Below are 16,232 nucleotides of genomic sequence, written 5' to 3' on the forward strand. Positions count from 1 at the left end.
AGTGTGCGAAGGTCAACGCCATGGACTTCTCCCTCTCCCCGCGTGCCGCCGACCTGCGCGATCGGGTGCGCGCGTTCGTCTCCGACGAGATCGAGCCGATCGAGGCCGAGGCGCACCAGCGGATCACCCGGCTGCGCGAGTCGGGCGGGGACAGCTGGACCCCGGACCCGGTCATCGCCGAGCTGCAGGCCAAGGCGCGCGCCCAGGGGCTCTGGAACCTCTTCCTCCCGGCCGCGCACGCGGGCCGGTACGCCGCCGACTTCGGCACCGACGGCGGCGAGGGGCTCTCCAACGTCGACTACGCGCCGGTGGCCGAGGCGATGGGCCGGTCCTTCCTCGCGCCCCTGGTCTTCAACTCCAACGCCCCCGACACCGGCAACATGGAGGTGCTGCTGAAGTACGGCACCGAGGAGCAGAAGCAGCAGTGGCTCGAGCCCCTGCTGCGCGGCGAGATCCGCAGCGCCTTCTGCATGACCGAGCCCGAGGTCGCCTCCTCCGACGCCACCAACATGGCGGCCACCGCCCGCGTCGAGGGCGACGAGGTCGTCATCAACGGTCGCAAGTGGTGGTCGACCGGCATCGGCAACCCCGACTGCAAGGTCCTGGTCTTCATGGGCCTCTCCGACCCCGACGCCGACCGGCACTCCCGGCACACGATGGTGCTGGTCCCCCGCGACGCCCCCGGCGTCGAGGTCCAGCGGATGCTCACCACGATGGGCTACTACGACGAGCCGCTCGGTCACGGCGAGGTGTCCTTCGACGACGTCCGGGTGCCGCTCTCGAACGTGCTCCTCGGTCCCGGCCGCGCCTTCGAGATCGCCCAGGGCCGGCTCGGCCCGGGCCGCGTGCACCACTGCATGCGCGCGATCGGCCTCGCCGAGCGCGCCCTCGAGCTCGCGTGCGCCCGCGCCAACTCGCGCACCGCGTTCGGCAAGCCCCTCGCCAACCTCGGCGGCAACCGGGAGCGGATCGCGGACGCCCGCATCGCGATCAACCGCTCGCGGCTGCTCGTGCTGCACGCCGCGTGGCTGCTCGACCAGGGCATGAGCCGGGAGGCGTACTCCGCCGTCAGCGAGATCAAGGTCGAGGTCCCGAACATGGCCCTCGACGTGATCGACATGGCGATCCAGCTCCACGGCGGCGCCGGCGTCTCCGACGACTTCCCGCTCGCCGCGGCCTGGGTCGGCGCCCGCACCCTGCGGCTGGCCGACGGTCCGGACGAGGTGCACCGCAACGTCGTCGCCAAGATCGAGCTCGGGAAGCACGCCTCGTGAACCGCGTGCTGGTCACCGGCGCCGCGTCCGGCCTCGGTGCCGCGCTGGTCGCTGCCTTCCGGGCCCGTGGCGACGAGGTGCTGGCCACCGACCGCGTCCGGGCGGACGGCGTCGACCTGGCCCTCGACATCACCTCCGACGACGACTGGGCGCGCGCGGTCGACGCGGTGCGCGAGCGCTGGGGCGGCCTCGACGTGCTCGTCAACAACGCCGGCGTCGCCGGTGGTGGGCGCGTCGACCGCTGCACGCTCGAGGAGTGGCAGTGGATCACCGACATCAACCTCTTCGGCGCGGTCCGCGGCACGCGGGCATTCGTGCCGATGCTCAAGCAGCAGCGCTCCGGGCACCTGGTCAACGTCGCCTCGCTCGCCGGCCTCGTCCACCCGGGCGGGATGGGCTCCTACAACGCCGTGAAGGCCGCCGTGGTGGCGTTCACCGAGACCTGCGGCCACGAGCTGGCGTCGTACGGCATCCGGGCGAGCGTGGTGTGCCCGTCCTACTTCCGCACCAACCTGATGGACTCCATGCAGGGCAGTGACGAGGTCGTCGGCACTGTCGTCGCCGGGCTGGTCGAGCGCTCGCAGGTCACCGCCGACGACATTGCCGCAGCCGTCCTCGCCGGCATGGACGCGGGCGAGGACGTGATCGTGCCCGACGAGGCCGCGCGCCAGGCGTACTTCCTGAAGTGGGCCGACCGGCCGGCCTACGACGCGGTCATGCGCGACCAGGCCGCCAAGCTCGACGCGCTGGACGCGTCGTGACCGCCGTGCCGGGCGCCCGCGAGGTGCGCGAGGAGGACGCCTTCGACGTGGCCCGTGTGGCGGCCTGGATCCGCGCGCACGCCGCGACCCCCGAGGGCCTCGACGGCAAGCCCGAGGTCCGGCAGTTCACCGGCGGCGCCTCGAACCTCACCTATCTGCTGCGCTACCCCTCCGGCCGCGACCTCATCGTGCGGCGCGCACCGAAGGGCACCAAGGCCCGGGGCGCGCACGACATGCGCCGCGAGTACGTCATCCAGTCGGCACTGGCGCCGGTCTTCGACTACGTCGCGCCGATGGTCGCCTTCTGCGACGACCCGGACGTCGTCGGTGGCGACTTCTACGCCATGGACCGCATCGCCGGCGTCATCCCCCGCAGCGAGTGGCCGGCGGACGTGCCGCTGTCCCCCGAGCAGGCCCGCGCGCTGTGCCTCGACGCCGTGGACGTGCTGGCCGAGCTGCACGGCATCGACCCGTCAGCGGCGGGCCTGGACGACCTCGGCAAGGGCGCCGGCTACGTCCGCCGCCAGGTCGAGGGCTGGTCCACTCGCTACCGCAACGCCCGCACCGAGGACGTGCCCGACCTCGAGTCGGTGATGGCGTGGCTCGACGAGCGCCAGCCCGACGACGTGGCCACCTGTGTCATCCACAACGACTTCAAGCTCGACAACCTGGTGCTGTCGGCCGACGACGTGACGAAGGTCGTCGGGGTCCTGGACTGGGAGATGGCGACGCTCGGCGACCCCCTGATGGACCTCGCCGGCTCGATGGCGTACTGGGTCCAGGCCGACGACACCGAGGAGTTCCAGATGATGCGTCGGGTGCCCACACACCTGCCCGGCATGCTGACCCGCGAGGAGTTCGTGACGGCGTACGGCGAGCGCACCGGTCGCACGGTCACCCCCGCGCAGTGGCGGTTCTACGAGGTGTTCGGCCTGTTCCGGATGGCGGTGATCGCGCAGCAGATCTACTACCGCTGGTTCCACGGCCAGACGACCAACGAGATGTACGCCCTCTTCGGGCCGGCCGTGCAGATCATCGGCCGCCGGCTCGACGGGCTGATCGCCGAGTGAGCAGCATCCTGCTGGTGCGGCACGGCCAGGCGTCGTTCGGCGCCGCCGACTACGACAACCTCTCCGACGTCGGCCACGAGCAGTCGCGCGTGCTCGGGGCCGCCCTCGCCGCCCGCGGCGTCGCCCCCGACGTCGTGGTGGCGGGCGAGATGAGGCGGCACGCGCAGACCGCGGCGGGCGTGCTGGAGGGTGCCGGCTGGACCGCCGACGTCGCCGTCGACCCCGGCTGGAACGAGTTCGACCACCTCCAGGTCCTCGCCGTCCACGACCAGCCCACCACCGTCGAGGGCGAGTCGGAGAAGGCGGCGTTCCAGCGGTGGTTCGAGGAGGCGACCCTGCGCTGGACGTCGGGCGCCCACGACGAGGCGTATGACGAGTCCTTCGCTGCCTTCACCTCGCGCGTCGAGGCCGCGCTGGGCCGCCTCGTCGCGGCCCTTCCGCGGAAGGGGACCGCCGTCGTCCTCACCAGCGGCGGGCCGGTCGCGTGGGCGTGCGCCACGCTGCTCGCCGACGCCGCGGACGCGCGGACCGACCTGTGGCTGCGGCTGAACCCGGTCTCGGTCAACACCGGCGCCTCCACCGTCGTGTGCGGTGCGCGCGGCACGACCCTGGTCAGCTTCAACGCCCACGACCACCTCTCCCCCGACCTGCTCACCTACCGCTAGGAGCCGACCGTGACCACCATCCTCATCACCGGGGCGAGCAGCGGGCTCGGCGCCGAGATGGCCCGGCAGTTCGCCGCGCTCGGCCACGACCTCGCCCTCTGCGCCCGGCGGACCGAGCGCCTCGACGCCCTCTCGGCCGAGGTCGCCGCCGCCCACCCCGGCGTCCGGGTCTCGGTCAAGGCGCTCGACGTCAACGACCACGACGCCGTCTTCCGGGTCTTCGAGGAGTTCGCCGAGGAGCTCGGCGGGCTCGACCGGGTCGTGGTCAACGCCGGGCTCGGCAAGGGCCAGCCGCTCGGCACCGGCCGCTTCGACGCCAACAAGCAGACCGCGGAGACGAACTTCATCGGCGCGCTCGCCCAGACCGAGGCCGCGGCCGCGATCTTCCGCCGGCAGGGGCGCGGGCACCTGGTGATGGTCTCGTCGTTCTCCGCCCTGCGTGGGATGCCGAAGAACATCACGACGTACGCCGCCACCAAGGCCGCGGTCGCGCACCTCGCCGAGGGCTTCCGCGCCGACGTGCACGGCACGGCCATCAAGGTCACCGTGCTCTATCCCGGCTACATCGTCTCCGAGATGTCCGGCACGTCCGCCAGGACGCCGCTGATGACCTCCACCGAGAAGGGCGTGCGCGCCATGGTCGACGCGATCGAGAAGGAGAAGAAGTCAGCCCGCGTCCCCGCCTGGCCATGGGCGCCGCTCGGCGTCGTGGTCAAGCGCGCGCCCGCCGGCCTGCTGCGCCGGATGAGCTGACGTGCTCGACGTCCGCAGCATCACCCGTTCGCGGTGGGGCGGACGTGCGTCGCGCGCGATGGCGCGCCTCAACGCGCGGCACCCGTGGAGCCACAACGACCACTTCCACGGCTGGATCCTGTCCCGCCTGCCGGACCGGCGGCGGCGCGCGCTCGACGTCGGCTGCGGCCAGGGCGCGCTCCTCGCCGCGCTGGGCTCGTCCCTCGACGAGGCCGTCGGCATCGACACCGACGCCGGGATGCGTGCGGCCGCGGCGGCGCGCTGCTCTCGTCTGCCCTCCGTCCGCGTCTCCGACACCCCGCTCGCCGCAGTCGAGGGTCCCTTCGACGTCGTCACCATGGTCGCGGTCCTGCACCACCTCGACGTCGGGGCCGCCCTCCACGACGTACGCCGCCTCCTCGCCCCAGGCGGCCGCTTCCTCTGCGTCGGCCTCGCCCCGCCTGACTCCCCACTCGACCTCGCGTGGGACCTCGCGTCGATCGTCACCAACCCGCTGATCGGCTTCGTGAAGCACCCCCGACCGTCCCTCGCGCCTGCGGCTCCCCCGCCCTACCCGGTCGCGGACCCGGTGCTCTCCTTCTCCGAGATCCAGGCTCTCGCCGAGGCAGTCCTGCCGGGAGCGCGGATGCGACACCGCCTCGGCTTCCGCCACACGCTCGAGTGGACGGCGCCGGGGCGCTGATGCGCGGTGGGGTTGACGGGGGCGTCGATGGCGGCGGAATGCCGCTCCTCGACAAACAAGTGGTGCTTGGCGGGCGACCGCTGGCGATATCGGACATCTCTCGATCCCCAGGCCGAGCTGTGGTCGCCATGGCTGACAGACAAGCGGCCCATCCATACGCTGGTGAGGTGGACGTCGGAAGTCTGCTGTCCAATCTGGGTGAGCTCAGCCCCTCGGCGTGGGCGGCGTGGATCGCGGCCGCGGGCCTCCTCGTAACAGCACCGACTTCAATCGTTTCGTTGCGGCACGCGCGGGGGTCGAGGAAGGCAGCGGAAGGGTCGGCGACGGCGGCTGCGGAAGCGACCAGATTGGCTGGATTGGCGGAGGAACGCGCCGGCCGCGCGGAGGCGCTAGCCATGGAGTCGATGGACGTTGAGTGGCAGCAGGGTTGGCGCAGAGAAAGGGACGCGATCGTCTTTCGCAACGTAGGCACGGACATCGCCCGCCAAGTTCAGCTCGCAGTAACCGGACCTGACGGGGCGCGCGCGGAAAGCGGGCCGGCAGATGTTGGCCCTCATGACAACCTTGAACTCTCGTTGGCCTCGATGGTGCAGCCGCTTGTCGACGCCACGTCGGCACCTGGAGGACCAATCACGCCGGAACTCCTCACGGTGACGGCAGCCCTAAATTGGAAGTCCGATCTCGGAAAGCCATTTGCGCGGCATTGGACGGATATCCACCTGGAGGTGAGGTACCACTAAGCAGTTTGGCTGCGCCGCCGCCACCACCCTCGCGTGCCTAGGTCAGGTCGTCTCAACGATCTCACCCCAACGGTCGTCATAGAAGATCGACTGCATTCGCGCCGCCGGAGACAGCGGCGCCTGCCCGATTCTGACGACGGTGTCGTCAGGCCGTGTCTCCAAAGATGTGTGTCAACTCGCCATCGCCTTCAGGGGCGGCTCGAATCGGGGCTGGTACGCGGCCCAAGGACCAGCCAGTTAAGTAGAAAGCAGACTCTTGGGCTGTGAGCGCGCGGCTTCAGGACTCGCAGCGTGTCACTTCTTCGCTCTCGCAGCGATCTGAGCCGCCTCGACCGTCGACGACATCAGCGCCTCGGCCTCCGATGAGCACATCGTCTCCCGCGCCGCCGCGCATTACGTCGTCGCCCCGTCTCCCGCGGACGGTCATGGAGCCGACTGGCTTGCTCGCTCTCGAGGCAATCGTGTTTGGGCCGTCGGTCCCCAGAAGGGTGACGTCGGTGTCCGTCCACCATCTCACATCTTCGAAGTTGAGGACGGAAGTCGCGGTCGGGCGCCCGCCGGCACGGGTGTATCTCAGGTGTCCGGTGGCCAGGTCGAGAAAGGCGTCCTTCGGCCGGGCCGAGGAGGTCGCGTTCAAGCCCCTTGCGAAGGAGAACCGGTCGGTGCCCAGTCCGCCGTCAAAGTGGCTTCGCCGCCCGCCACGGAGGTACACGAAGACGTCGTCACCGCCCCGCATCTCAAGAATCATCGTCCAGAGCCTGTTCCTGGCACTCAAGAGCTCCTCGGGGGGCAAGCCGGACGCGGTGACAGTCTCGGCTACGTCGGAGCCGATGAACCGGAACGGTCCCTTGACGTGCCCGTCGAAGTAGGAGAAGCCGGTCATCTGGGCGACGGCGGCCCCGTCGCGCATCAGTTGACCGTTCTGGTTGTCCATCCGCCATCGATGAACCTCATTCGGATGCCTGAAGGGTGTCCACAGGCTGAATTGAAGAGTGTTCGACCCAGTTCCTCCGCTCCAGGTGCCGCCAAGAGAACCACCTTCGTTGGCGATCGCCAGGGTGTCGTCGCCGCCAGCCAGGTCCACGACATCTTGAACCCCCGCTTCGACCTCGTCAGGGCCGGTTCCGGTGCGAATGACGTCGGTGTCGGCACCCGCCTCATTGCCGCGACTTGTCCTCTCACGTGCATGGACCATGACTCCGAACTCGTGGTCGATTCGCTGCGCGAGGACCTCGTCCTTGCCCGGTCCCGGAATGACTTGAAGGGAGCACGGAACATGCCCACCGGTGGCATCGATCCGGTCATCGCCGGCGCCCGCGTCCAGTCGTGGACAGCCCATCTGACCTACGTCCGCCGCACTCGTGACGCCCGTGACGCACACGAGGTCGTCCCCGCCGAGCGCCGCGACAGCGATGCTGCCGTTGCTGAGTACGACGTCCGGGCCTTCAGTGCCCACAACTTCTGCACCGGGCGTACCGACGATGGTGGGGGGACGGCCGAGGCACGCCTCCGCCGCGGACCCTCCCCGGGCGGATGGCGTCTGGTCGACCAACTGTCCGACGGCACCCGGGGACAAGGCGAACACCGCCGCTATCAGCGCAGCCGTGACGCCGACGAAGCTGCTCATCTCGTCAGTTTCGGCGCTTGAGGATCGCTACGACACTCCGTCTAGACCAGCTCCAGGCTCATCGTCGACCAGAGGTATGTGAGCGGATCGTCCGCGACTGAGGTCAGACGCTCGCCAGCCGCATCACCGGGCCCCGCTCGCGGCGGTTCGCCGCCCTCACGTCCGCCGGACGTAGCTCACCTTGTTGTCGGCGTGGACGGTCATCGCGTAGCGGGAGTCGTGGGCGAGGCGGTGGTGGCGGGGGCACAGGAGCCGGCCGTTGGCGAGGTCGGTGCGGCCGCCGCGGGACCAGGGGTCGTCGTGGTGAGCGTGGCAGCCCGACGCGGTGGTCTCGCAGCCGCGGGCGGTGCAGCCGCCGTCGCGCAGGCCGAGGGCGATGCGCTGGGCCTTGGTGAACAGCCGCCGGGTCCGGCCCATGTCCAGCACTCGGCCCTCACCATCAAGGACGACGGGGATGATCCCGGCCTCGCACGCCAGCCGCCGCGCCTGGCCGGCCGACATCCGCGAGCCGTCGTCGAGCAGCGCAGTGGCGTGCTCGCCCAGCAGCTGCTCCAGCGTCATCGTCACCACCACCGTGGCGCTCACCCCTGCGGTCTGCGGGGTGGAGTCGGACGGGTAGCGCTCGACGTACTCCACGAGTGCCTCGCCGAGGCGTCGCCGCAACGGCTTCCACTCCCCCGACTCGTCACGGAGCTCGGCCTCGGTGTGACGGGCCGGGTTGGCGAGGGCGAGGAGGTGGCGCTTGAGCATCGCGCCGACGTGGGACGGGATCGTGAAACGACCGTGGCAACGCCCCTCACCGTCGTCGACCATGGTGAGGTCCACGCTCGCGGCCGCGCGGGACTCCTCCGCCTCCAGCACCTCCCCCTCGTGGCACTCCCCCACCTCGGGAGCCACGACGTCGAGGATGCGCTTGCCGATCCGCCTCAGGTCGCGGGCGTGGTGCTGCGTGGCGAGGTCGAGCAGCGTCGCCTCCGCCCGGGCGCGGATCGTGGGGTCCACCTGCGTCGGGAGCGCGTCGACCGCATCGACGATCGCCCGCGCCTGCTCGACGCGCAGCACGCCGTCGGCCAGCTGCCGAGAAACGGGCGCGTGGATCTCGCGCTCGAGCGCGAGCCCGAGCCGGGACACCCGGCCGGCGTCGGCGTGGGTCTGGCCGCTCCGCCCCGCCCACCACTGGTGGGTGTGCCGCGCCCCGACCTCGTCGCCCAGACGCCTCGGGTCCGCCTCCGCCACGACGCGACCCTGCTGCGCCGCCATTCGGCTTGACGCGACCGTCGCGCCGTCCAGCAGCCGCACCACGTCGGCGTCGCTCAGCGCACCGAGCGCCACCTCGCCGAGCTCGTCCAGCACGCGGTCGAGCCGCCGCAGCAGCGCCTCGACCAGTGGCGACGCCGAGGCGTCGACACCGGGGGCACGCCACGAGGCGTCGTGCTCGGACGGGATGGCACTCACCGGACCGGACCCTTCCACGCCGCAGCGGCGCGTCGACAACAGGAGGGGCCAGTGACAGGAGGTGGGTTCAGCCGGACGTGCGGCCATCAGAGGGGCCCGAGCTCGCTCGCTCGAATCTGGTCAGAGTCTAGGGACGACCACCGACAACGCCCCGCGCCCGAGGCCGTCGCCTCCCCACGGGTGGTTCGTGAGGGCGACGAGTCCGCAACGGTAGGGGCTTCCCACCAACGAAGGAGCAGAGATGTCTGATGACGCCAAGACCGCCAAGGAGCTGGTCGAGACGCTGAAGGACGGCGAGCGGGGTTACGCCGACGCCGCCGAGAAGCTCCGGGACGGCGAGCACCCCGAGTGGGCCACGGTCCTGCAGCGCTTCTCCGAGCAGCGCGCCGGCTTCTGGCGCGAGATCGTCGACATGGGCCACGACTACGGCGACGACGTCGACGAGAGCGGCACCGTCGCCGCGGCGGTCCACCGCGGCTGGATCGCGCTGAAGGACGCCCTCACCGGCGACGACCCCGAGGCCGTGCTCAAGGCAGCCCTGACGGGCGAGGACCACGCGGTCTCCGAGTACGAGGACGCCCTGAAGATGGACCTGAGCGCAGGCTTCCGGCAGGTCGTCGTACGCCAGCAGGCTGCCGTGGTCGCTGCCCGCGACGAGGTGAAGGCACTCCAGCAGGCCAGCTGATCGCCCGCGCTCGGCGTCGCCGCTCCCGGCGACGCCGAGCGGTCAGGCGGCGGGCCGAGGACCGGACAGGTCGGAGCGCAGCCGCGTGAGGATGCGCGTGAGGACCCGCGAGACCTGCGCCTGCGTCAGCCCGACCAGGTCGGCGATCTCCTGCTGGGTCCGCTCGTCGACGAAGCGCCAGTGGAGGATCCGCCGGTCGCGCTCGGGGAGCCGGCTCACGACGGTCTCGAGCACGATCCGGGCCTCCAGCGACTCCAGGCCACGGTCGGTCCATCCCAGCACGTCGGCGAGCGTGCTGTCGCCGTCGGTGACGCTGGTGTCGATCGACGTCGGCCGGAAGCAGCCGTCGACGGCGAGCGCCTCGACGACGTCGTCGACGTCGACCTCGAGGCGCAGCGCGATCTCCGACGGTCGAGGAGATCGCCCGAGCTCGGCCTGCAGCTCGTCCTGCGCGGCGCCGATGCGCGCCTGCAGCTCCTGCACGCGGCGGGGCACCCGGATCATCCAACCCGCGTCACGGAAGTGCCTCCGCAGCTCGCCGCGGATCGTCGGGACGGCGTAGGCGAGGAAGTCGTTGCCCGAGCCTGCGTCGAAGCGTTGGGCGGCCTTGGTGAGGCCCACCAGCGCGACCTGCTCGAGGTCGTCGAGGTCGATCCCCCGGTTCTTGTAGCGCGCCGCCATCGACCTGGCCATCGCGACGTTGGCCTCGATGAGCTCGTCCACGAGGTGCTGTCGCTCACCCTGCTCCAGCGTCTCGCGCAGGCCGCGGACGACGGCCTGCGTGCGCTCGCTGCGCTCGGCGCGCGCCGCGGAGCGGTCGTAGCGGTCGGATGAGGCGGATCGCGAGGTGTCGAGCGTCAGGGTGGTCACGAGGATCTCCTTGGTGCGCGGCGCCCGGCGGGGCGCGGTCGGTGCGTCAGCACCACCCTGTCCAGCCTTTGTCCACGACAACAGCCGGAATGCGAAAAAGAGTGGACAAACCTTGGACAAAAACGCGGTTCGGGCTGGCCGTGACATGTCTCGGTCCCTACGATCCAGTCCTGTGGGTCGTGGCCTTGGGAGAGGACGAGCGTGAGCAGCAGCACCAACCAGCGCATGGGGGAGTTCAGCCGACTGGCACAGGACCTCGCCGCCACCGAGGACGAGACGGCGCGGTTGCAGCTCGCCGTGGACTCCGCCGTCCGCCTCGTGGAGCGGTGCGACCACGCGGGCTTCACCGTCAACGAGAAGGGCGGGGTCGTCACCCGGGTGGGCAGCGACGCGCTCGTGCGTCGGGCCAACGAGCTCCAGTACGAGGTCGGCGAGGGGCCGTGCCTCGACGTCCGCCGTGAGCAGGTCACGCTCGTCTGCGTCGACCTGCCGTCCGAGCACCGCTACCCCACCTGGGCCGACCGCGTGGTGTCCGAGCTGGGCGTCGGGTCGATGATGTCGCTGCTCGTCTACACCGACGAGACGTCGTACGGCTGCCTGAGCCTGTACGCCGACCGCGGCCAGCGCTTCGATGCCGACGACGTGGCGGTGGGCGAGACGATCGCCGCCCACCTCGCGGTCACCCTGGCGACCGGCAGGCGCATCCACGGCCTCGGCCTGGCCCTGCACGGCAGGCTCGCGATCGGGCGCGCCGAGGGCATCCTCATGGAGCGGCTCGACATCGACGAGCACCAGGCCTTCGACTACCTGCGACGTGTCTCGTCGCACACCAACCGCAAGCTGGTCGCGGTGTGCGAGGAGATCGCGCGGACCCGCACCCTGCCCGAGCTCTGACGCTCAGGACGGCCCGGGCGGCCGCTTCTGGACCGCCCGGGCCTCGTCAGCATCAGGTCCATGGCCCCCATGCAGACGTGCCGTGGGGGTACCCCTCGAGCCGCCGTCGATCCCCCCAACCACCCCTTTGGTTTCAGTAGTCCTCGCCGGCGTCGGGGTCGGGACCGCGCGTGATGTGCATCGCCGCCTCCTCCGCCGAGGCCCCGGCGCCGTCGATGCCGACGTCGAGGGCGACCTCCTGCTTGTCGCGGTCCTCGCCGAGGCCCTGGTCGGGCTGCACCAGGCGCCCGGTGCGCGGGTCGGGCTCGTCGAGCCCCAGCTCCTCGTCGAGGGCGTTCTCGTCCTCGTGGTCGTCGTCCCCGTCGTCGTCGGCGTAGGGGTCGACGTCGGGCACCTCCTCCGACAGCCGCTCGTCGAGCGACTCACCGCGCCGCATCTCGGCCTCGGTCGGGTAGTCGTCGTAGCCCCGCGGCGGCCGGTCGGGCGGTGAGTAGCCGCGGTCCAGCACGTCGTCGAGGTCCCCGTCGTCGAGGGTGTCCTCGGGCTGGAGCTGGTCCTCGTCGTCCACGGACATGTCGAGGTAGTTCTCGCGGTCCTCACTCATGCCCCTTTCGTACCGACCGGGGCGCGTGAGGACAAGGGCCGGAGGGCCCGGCGTGTCAGCCGAGCTCGCGCTCCAGCGCGTCGGTGAGCAGCGCGACCAGCGCCTCGGTCTGGATGTTGGCCGAGGACGAGACCTCCTCGTCGGACCCGTCGAGCGCCCGCGCGGCGAGCCCGGCCTTGGAGTCGATGAGCTCCGCGATCCGGGTGTCGATGGTCTGCGCGGCGATGATGCGCCACGCCGTCACCGGGTCGCTCTGGCCGATGCGGTGGACCCGGTCGATCGCCTGCGTCTGCTCGGCGTCGGTCCACGACAGCTCCGAGAGCACCACGTTGGAGGCGACCTGGAGGTTCACGCCCACGCCGGCCGCGGCCAGCGAGCAGACGATGACCTGCACGTCGGGGTCGTTGACGAAGCCCTGGATGGCCTTCTCGCGCGCCTTCGGCGTCTGGTCGCCGCGGATCGAGGTGTGCTTGAGCCCGCGGCGGGTGAAGGTCTCCTCCGCGATGTCCATGACGTCGACGTGGCGGGCGAAGAAGACCACCTTGCCGACGTTGCGCGCGAGCTGGGCGGCGTAGTCGGCGGCGAGCCCGGCCTTGGCCTGGCCGATGCGGCGGAACATCGAGAAGACGTTCTCGCCCGACGTGCCGGAGTCCATCTCCTCGCGCTCCCACGTCGCCACGCGGCGTACGAGCTCGTGGTCGATGCCGTCGACGACCGAGCCGGTACGACGGGTCTCGAGGGCGGCCTTGTAGCGCTGGACCAGCCGGCGGGCGAGGTCCTGCTCGGCGGCGCGGATGGACCGGGTGTCCTCGTCGTCGAGCTCGACAGGGATGTCGGCGATCCGGCGGGCCGGGATGTCCTCGGCGACGTCGACCTTGCGGCGGCGCACGATGCCCATGTCGATGACCGCCTTGCGGGCGGCGGGGTAGAACGCGTGGTCGGCGGGGGTGAGCTCGGTCTCCTCGAGCTTCTCCATCAGGCGCGCCAACGGCTTCGTGTCGTCGATCCAGCCGAGGAACTGCCAGATCGCGCGGAAGTCCTCGATGTCGTTGATGAGCGGGGTGCCGGTCAGCGCCATGAGCAGGGGCCGCGCCGTGCGCGTGCGCAACCGCTCCGAGAGCTCGAGCACGTGGCGCGAGCGCTGCGAGGTCTTGTTCTTGATGAAGTGCGCCTCGTCCACGACCATGCCGCGGAAACCGAAGTCCCCGAGCCAGCCGACGTGGCGGTCGAGGATCTCGTAGTTGACGACGATGACGTCGGCGAAGGCGTCGACCTGGTCGCCGTCGCCGTGGATCACGGTCGCACGGCGGCGCGGGGTCCAGCGCTCGGTCTCGCGGGCCCAGTTGGTCTTGACCACGTTGGGGCACACCACGAGCAGCGGGAACGCGTTGGCGGCCTGCGCGGCGAGCAGCGCCTGCGCGGTCTTGCCGAGACCGGGCTCGTCGGCGAGCAGGAAGGTGCGGTGCCCCTCCGCGGCTGCGGCGATCAGGCGGGCCTGGTGGGGCATCAGCTCGAGCGAGCCGGGCGCGTCGAGCGTGGTCGCCTCGGGCAGGTCCATGCAGGAGGACGAGCCGCCCAGCTCGAAGGAGCGGAACAGCGGTCCGAGCAGCTCCCAGGTCGTGAGCCGGCCGTAGACCGCGCGGCGCTCGCGGCCGATCTCGAAGTCGGGCACGAGGAAGGGGTTCGCGAGCTGGTGCTGGACGACCGACTGCGGGATGACGCGGCGCTCGAGCAGGCCCGGGCCGGCCTCGTCGTCGGGCTTGGGCTCCTCGACCGGAGCCTCGATGCCGGCCTTGCGGAGCATCTCCAGGCGCAGCTCGCGGGCGCTGTCGGTGACGACCGCCTCCTCGGACAGCAGCCCGAAGAGGGAGGGGTCGCGGGTGGCGGTCTTGGCCAGGATCGTCGCGATGCCGTCGAGGCGCTTGAGCTCGTCGGCCTTCTGGGCGTCGGTGAGCTCGGCCGAGGCGCGTACGTCGGTGCGGTGCTCGCGCGCCAGCAGCGCGACGACCTGGAAGCGCACCCGCTGACCGGGGGCGAGCGGCCCGCGCTGGACGGCCGACTCGAGCTCGCGCACCGCGCGGGCGAGGACCGGCACGATGCCCTCGTTGTCCTTGTGACGGGCGTGCGCGGGGGTGCGGCGACTGCCGCGCTGGCGCTGGCGCTGGGCCAAGATGTCCTCCCGGACTGGGGTACGCGTCGCCAAGTGGGTCATGCGCAGGCGAGCCTGGGTCGGCGCTGACCTGCACACCACGGCGTGGAGGTTGGAGCGAGGCGTCGCGCTGCGGGGCCCTGGGGATCGGTGGTGATCAGTCGGGCACGGCGCGGGACGCTGGAGCCATCCTAGCCCCCGCCTGCCCCGAGCCGGTAACTGTTCCCCACATCGGCGTGGCCGGCGTGAGACGGTGTCCCCATGGCGGGCACGCGGGCAAGCGCCGGGACGGGCACCGGGACCGGCCCGCGGCGCGGCCGTCCCGGCCACGACCAGCGAGCGGTGCTGCGGGTGGCGGTCGACCTCTTCAACCGCCAGGGGTACGACGCCACGAGCGTCGGCGACGTCGCGCGTGAGCTCGGGCTCACCAAGTCGGCGATCTACCACCACGTCCCGAGCAAGGAGCACCTGCTCCGCAGCGCCATCGACGAGGCGCTCGACGCCCTGACCGCGGCGCTCGACGAGGTCGCGTCGGCCGACGACCTCGACGCGGGCGAGCGGCTGCGCGCCGCCGTACGCAGCAGCGTCACGGTGCTCGTCGCCCACCTGCCGGCGGTGACGCTGCTGCTGCGCGTGCACGGCAACACGCCCGTCGAGCAGGCCGCGCTGTCGCGCCGCCGCGCGATCGACCAGCGGCTGGCCGACATGGTCCGGCTCGCGGTCGACGAGGGCGTGGTGCGAGACGACCTCGACCCCCTCCTGATCAGCCGGCTGCTCTTCGGCATGGTGAACTCGCTGACCGAGTGGGTCCGCGCCGACCTCGACGCCGAGGCGCTCGCCGACGACGTCACCGCGCTGGCCTTCGGCGGGCTCGCGCGCCAGAGCCGCTAGGCTCCGGGCCAGCCGTCCCGGGGGGTTCGGGGCGACGACCCAGGGGGAACCGATGACGCGCTGCGCGCACGCGCTCGTGAGGCTCGTGGCCGGCATGGCGCTGGCCGCCGCTGCGGTGGTGACGACGGGGGCCCCGTCCTCCGCGGCGGGGACGTTCACCGCGTCGGTCGACGGCGTGCTCTCCCCCGCGCCCGGCCAGCTGCGGTTCTACGGCTGGATGTTCGACGACGACGCACCCTCGGTGTCGATCAGCTACCACGTGTACGTCGGCGGCAGCGGCCCCGGCGACTCCTCGTCCTGGGGGTACGACATGGGCCCGGCCGCCGCGTACCGGCCGGACGTCGACGCGGTCTACGGCTCGGGTCCCTACCACGGCTTCGACGCCACCATCTCGGTCCCGGTGCACGGCACCCAGCCCGTCTACGTCTTCGCCATCAACGCGGGTGGCACTCCCGGCGGCAACGCCCTCGTGTGGAGCGGCAGCGTCGTGATCGACAACCCGCCGCCGGAGACGACCATCACGTCGCACCCGCCCGCGTCCGGCACCAACCGGAGCGTGTCCTTCGGCTTCGCGGCGGACGAGGCGAGCACCTTCACGTGCCGCTGGGACCAGGGTGCGTGGCAGCCGTGCAGCAGCCCGGCAGGTGCCACCGTCGCGGTCGGCGCACACTCCTTCGCCGTGCGGGCGACCGACACCGCGGGCGCCACCGACCCGACCCCGGCGACGTACTCGTTCAGCGTCACGGCTCCCCCGACGCCCACCCCTCCCCCGACACCCACGCCGACGACCCCGGTCCCGCCACCTCCGCCGCAGACGCTGCCGACGCCACCGACGCCGCAGGCCGCGCCGCAGATCGCGCTGCGGCTGACCGCGGTCCGGAAGGGGTCGAGGTTGCGCGTCGACATCGACCCCGACCTGAACCCGTCCAACTACCGCTTCACGGTCCAGAAGCGTCGGGGCGGGGCGTGGCGCACGGTCCGCCGGACGCAGACCCTCGGGCCGCAGGACCTCATGGTCATCGACCTCCCGCGCGGCAGGTACCGCGTGGTCGTGCCGCGCCAGCACGACCTCTCCGGCACGGAGGCGACCGTCCGGCTGCGCCGCTAGGCGT

15 protein-coding genes are annotated in these 16,232 nt (G+C 71.6%); 10 read left to right on the forward strand and 5 right to left on the reverse strand.

The genetic code is table 11. From position 1 onward, the window contains the following. The first annotated feature begins 20 nt into the window (after nucleotides 1-20). Genes Q9S36_RS43840 through Q9S36_RS43865 form a run of 6 tightly spaced genes read left to right on the forward strand, consistent with a single transcriptional unit; the run spans nucleotide 21 to nucleotide 5,205 of the window. Nucleotides 21-1,274: an acyl-CoA dehydrogenase family protein gene (locus Q9S36_RS43840; RefSeq protein ID WP_311291038.1), complete on the forward strand. Its 1,254-nt coding sequence runs from the start codon at nucleotides 21-23 to the stop codon at nucleotides 1,272-1,274. Continuing rightward, nucleotides 1,271-2,035: an SDR family NAD(P)-dependent oxidoreductase gene (locus Q9S36_RS43845; protein ID WP_311291039.1), complete on the forward strand. Its 765-nt coding sequence runs from the start codon at nucleotides 1,271-1,273 to the stop codon at nucleotides 2,033-2,035. The genes Q9S36_RS43840 and Q9S36_RS43845 overlap by 4 nt, the downstream gene beginning before the upstream one ends. Next, nucleotides 2,032-3,105, forward strand: a complete 1,074-nt coding sequence (locus Q9S36_RS43850; RefSeq protein WP_311291040.1) for a phosphotransferase family protein — start codon at nucleotides 2,032-2,034, stop codon at nucleotides 3,103-3,105. Before Q9S36_RS43845 ends, Q9S36_RS43850 begins: the two co-directional genes overlap by 4 nt. Continuing rightward, a complete protein-coding gene (locus Q9S36_RS43855) occupies nucleotides 3,102-3,770 on the forward strand; it encodes a histidine phosphatase family protein (protein ID WP_311291041.1) in 669 nt (222 codons plus the stop codon). Before Q9S36_RS43850 ends, Q9S36_RS43855 begins: the two co-directional genes overlap by 4 nt. 9 nt (nucleotides 3,771-3,779) lie before the next feature. Further along, nucleotides 3,780-4,523 (forward strand): SDR family oxidoreductase, encoded by a 744-nt coding sequence (locus tag Q9S36_RS43860; protein ID WP_311291042.1) that lies wholly within the window; start codon nucleotides 3,780-3,782, stop codon nucleotides 4,521-4,523. Between the two features lies 1 nt (nucleotide 4,524). Continuing rightward, nucleotides 4,525-5,205 carry a class I SAM-dependent methyltransferase gene (locus tag Q9S36_RS43865; RefSeq protein WP_311291043.1) on the forward strand — a complete coding sequence of 227 codons (681 nt, stop codon included), beginning with the start codon at nucleotides 4,525-4,527 and terminating at the stop codon, nucleotides 5,203-5,205. Nucleotides 5,206-6,222: 1,017 nt separating this feature from the next. On the opposite strand, the gene Q9S36_RS43870 is transcribed toward Q9S36_RS43865, so the two are convergent. Together Q9S36_RS43870 and Q9S36_RS43875 are read right to left on the reverse strand one after the other, a co-directional pair. After that, nucleotides 6,223-7,572, reverse strand: a complete 1,350-nt coding sequence (locus Q9S36_RS43870) for a hypothetical protein (protein ID WP_311291044.1) — start codon at nucleotides 7,570-7,572, stop codon at nucleotides 6,223-6,225. Between the two features lie 156 nt (nucleotides 7,573-7,728). Continuing rightward, nucleotides 7,729-9,027 carry a DUF222 domain-containing protein gene (locus tag Q9S36_RS43875; protein ID WP_311291045.1) on the reverse strand — a complete coding sequence of 433 codons (1,299 nt, stop codon included), beginning with the start codon at nucleotides 9,025-9,027 and terminating at the stop codon, nucleotides 7,729-7,731. Nucleotides 9,028-9,268: 241 nt separating this feature from the next. Between Q9S36_RS43875 and Q9S36_RS43880 the strand changes: the two genes are divergently transcribed. After that, nucleotides 9,269-9,712, forward strand: a complete 444-nt coding sequence (locus Q9S36_RS43880) for a PA2169 family four-helix-bundle protein (protein ID WP_311291046.1) — start codon at nucleotides 9,269-9,271, stop codon at nucleotides 9,710-9,712. 42 nt (nucleotides 9,713-9,754) lie between these two features. Here the strand turns inward: Q9S36_RS43880 and Q9S36_RS43885 are convergent, their stop codons facing one another. After that, on the reverse strand, nucleotides 9,755-10,582 hold the full coding sequence (locus Q9S36_RS43885; RefSeq protein WP_311291047.1) for a SigB/SigF/SigG family RNA polymerase sigma factor: 828 nt from the start codon (nucleotides 10,580-10,582) through the stop codon (nucleotides 9,755-9,757). 201 nt (nucleotides 10,583-10,783) lie between these two features. On the opposite strand from Q9S36_RS43885, the gene Q9S36_RS43890 reads away from it, so the two are divergent. Next, nucleotides 10,784-11,476 (forward strand): GAF and ANTAR domain-containing protein, encoded by a 693-nt coding sequence (locus tag Q9S36_RS43890; RefSeq protein WP_311291048.1) that lies wholly within the window; start codon nucleotides 10,784-10,786, stop codon nucleotides 11,474-11,476. A gap of 133 nt (nucleotides 11,477-11,609) precedes the next feature. Here the strand turns inward: Q9S36_RS43890 and Q9S36_RS43895 are convergent, their stop codons facing one another. Both Q9S36_RS43895 and Q9S36_RS43900 read right to left on the reverse strand, forming a co-directional pair. Further along, nucleotides 11,610-12,080 carry a DUF5709 domain-containing protein gene (locus Q9S36_RS43895; RefSeq protein ID WP_311291049.1) on the reverse strand — a complete coding sequence of 157 codons (471 nt, stop codon included), beginning with the start codon at nucleotides 12,078-12,080 and terminating at the stop codon, nucleotides 11,610-11,612. Between the two features lie 55 nt (nucleotides 12,081-12,135). Next, a complete protein-coding gene (locus tag Q9S36_RS43900; RefSeq protein WP_396653961.1) occupies nucleotides 12,136-14,292 on the reverse strand; it encodes a DEAD/DEAH box helicase in 2,157 nt (718 codons plus the stop codon). 198 nt (nucleotides 14,293-14,490) lie between these two features. Here Q9S36_RS43900 and Q9S36_RS43905 point away from each other — a divergent pair, with 198 nt between their 5' ends. Then, the gene (locus Q9S36_RS43905; RefSeq protein WP_311291050.1) at nucleotides 14,491-15,120 is read left to right on the forward strand and encodes a TetR/AcrR family transcriptional regulator; all 630 of its coding nucleotides are present in this window, start codon (nucleotides 14,491-14,493) and stop codon (nucleotides 15,118-15,120) included. 52 nt (nucleotides 15,121-15,172) lie between these two features. Next, entirely contained in the window at nucleotides 15,173-16,228 is a 1,056-nt protein-coding gene (locus Q9S36_RS43910) for a hypothetical protein (protein WP_311291051.1), read from the forward strand. The last annotated feature ends 4 nt before the right edge of the window (nucleotides 16,229-16,232 follow it).

Source organism: Microbacterium sp. ARD31, from assembly GCF_031844425.1.

What these genes read in the sequence shown, in the direction of transcription:
- Q9S36_RS43910 (WP_311291051.1), top strand. Translation starts at nt 15,173, where the DNA reads ATGACGCGCTGCGCGCACGCGCTCGTGAGGCTCGTGGCCGGCATGGCG.
- Q9S36_RS43895 (WP_311291049.1), bottom strand. Translation starts at nt 12,080, where the DNA reads ATGAGTGAGGACCGCGAGAACTACCTCGACATGTCCGTGGACGACGAG.
- Q9S36_RS43880 (WP_311291046.1), top strand. Translation starts at nt 9,269, where the DNA reads ATGTCTGATGACGCCAAGACCGCCAAGGAGCTGGTCGAGACGCTGAAG.
- Q9S36_RS43900 (WP_396653961.1), bottom strand. Translation starts at nt 14,292, where the DNA reads ATGACCCACTTGGCGACGCGTACCCCAGTCCGGGAGGACATCTTGGCC.
- Q9S36_RS43870 (WP_311291044.1), bottom strand. Translation starts at nt 7,572, where the DNA reads ATGAGCAGCTTCGTCGGCGTCACGGCTGCGCTGATAGCGGCGGTGTTC.
- Q9S36_RS43840 (WP_311291038.1), top strand. Translation starts at nt 21, where the DNA reads ATGGACTTCTCCCTCTCCCCGCGTGCCGCCGACCTGCGCGATCGGGTG.
- Q9S36_RS43905 (WP_311291050.1), top strand. Translation starts at nt 14,491, where the DNA reads ATGGCGGGCACGCGGGCAAGCGCCGGGACGGGCACCGGGACCGGCCCG.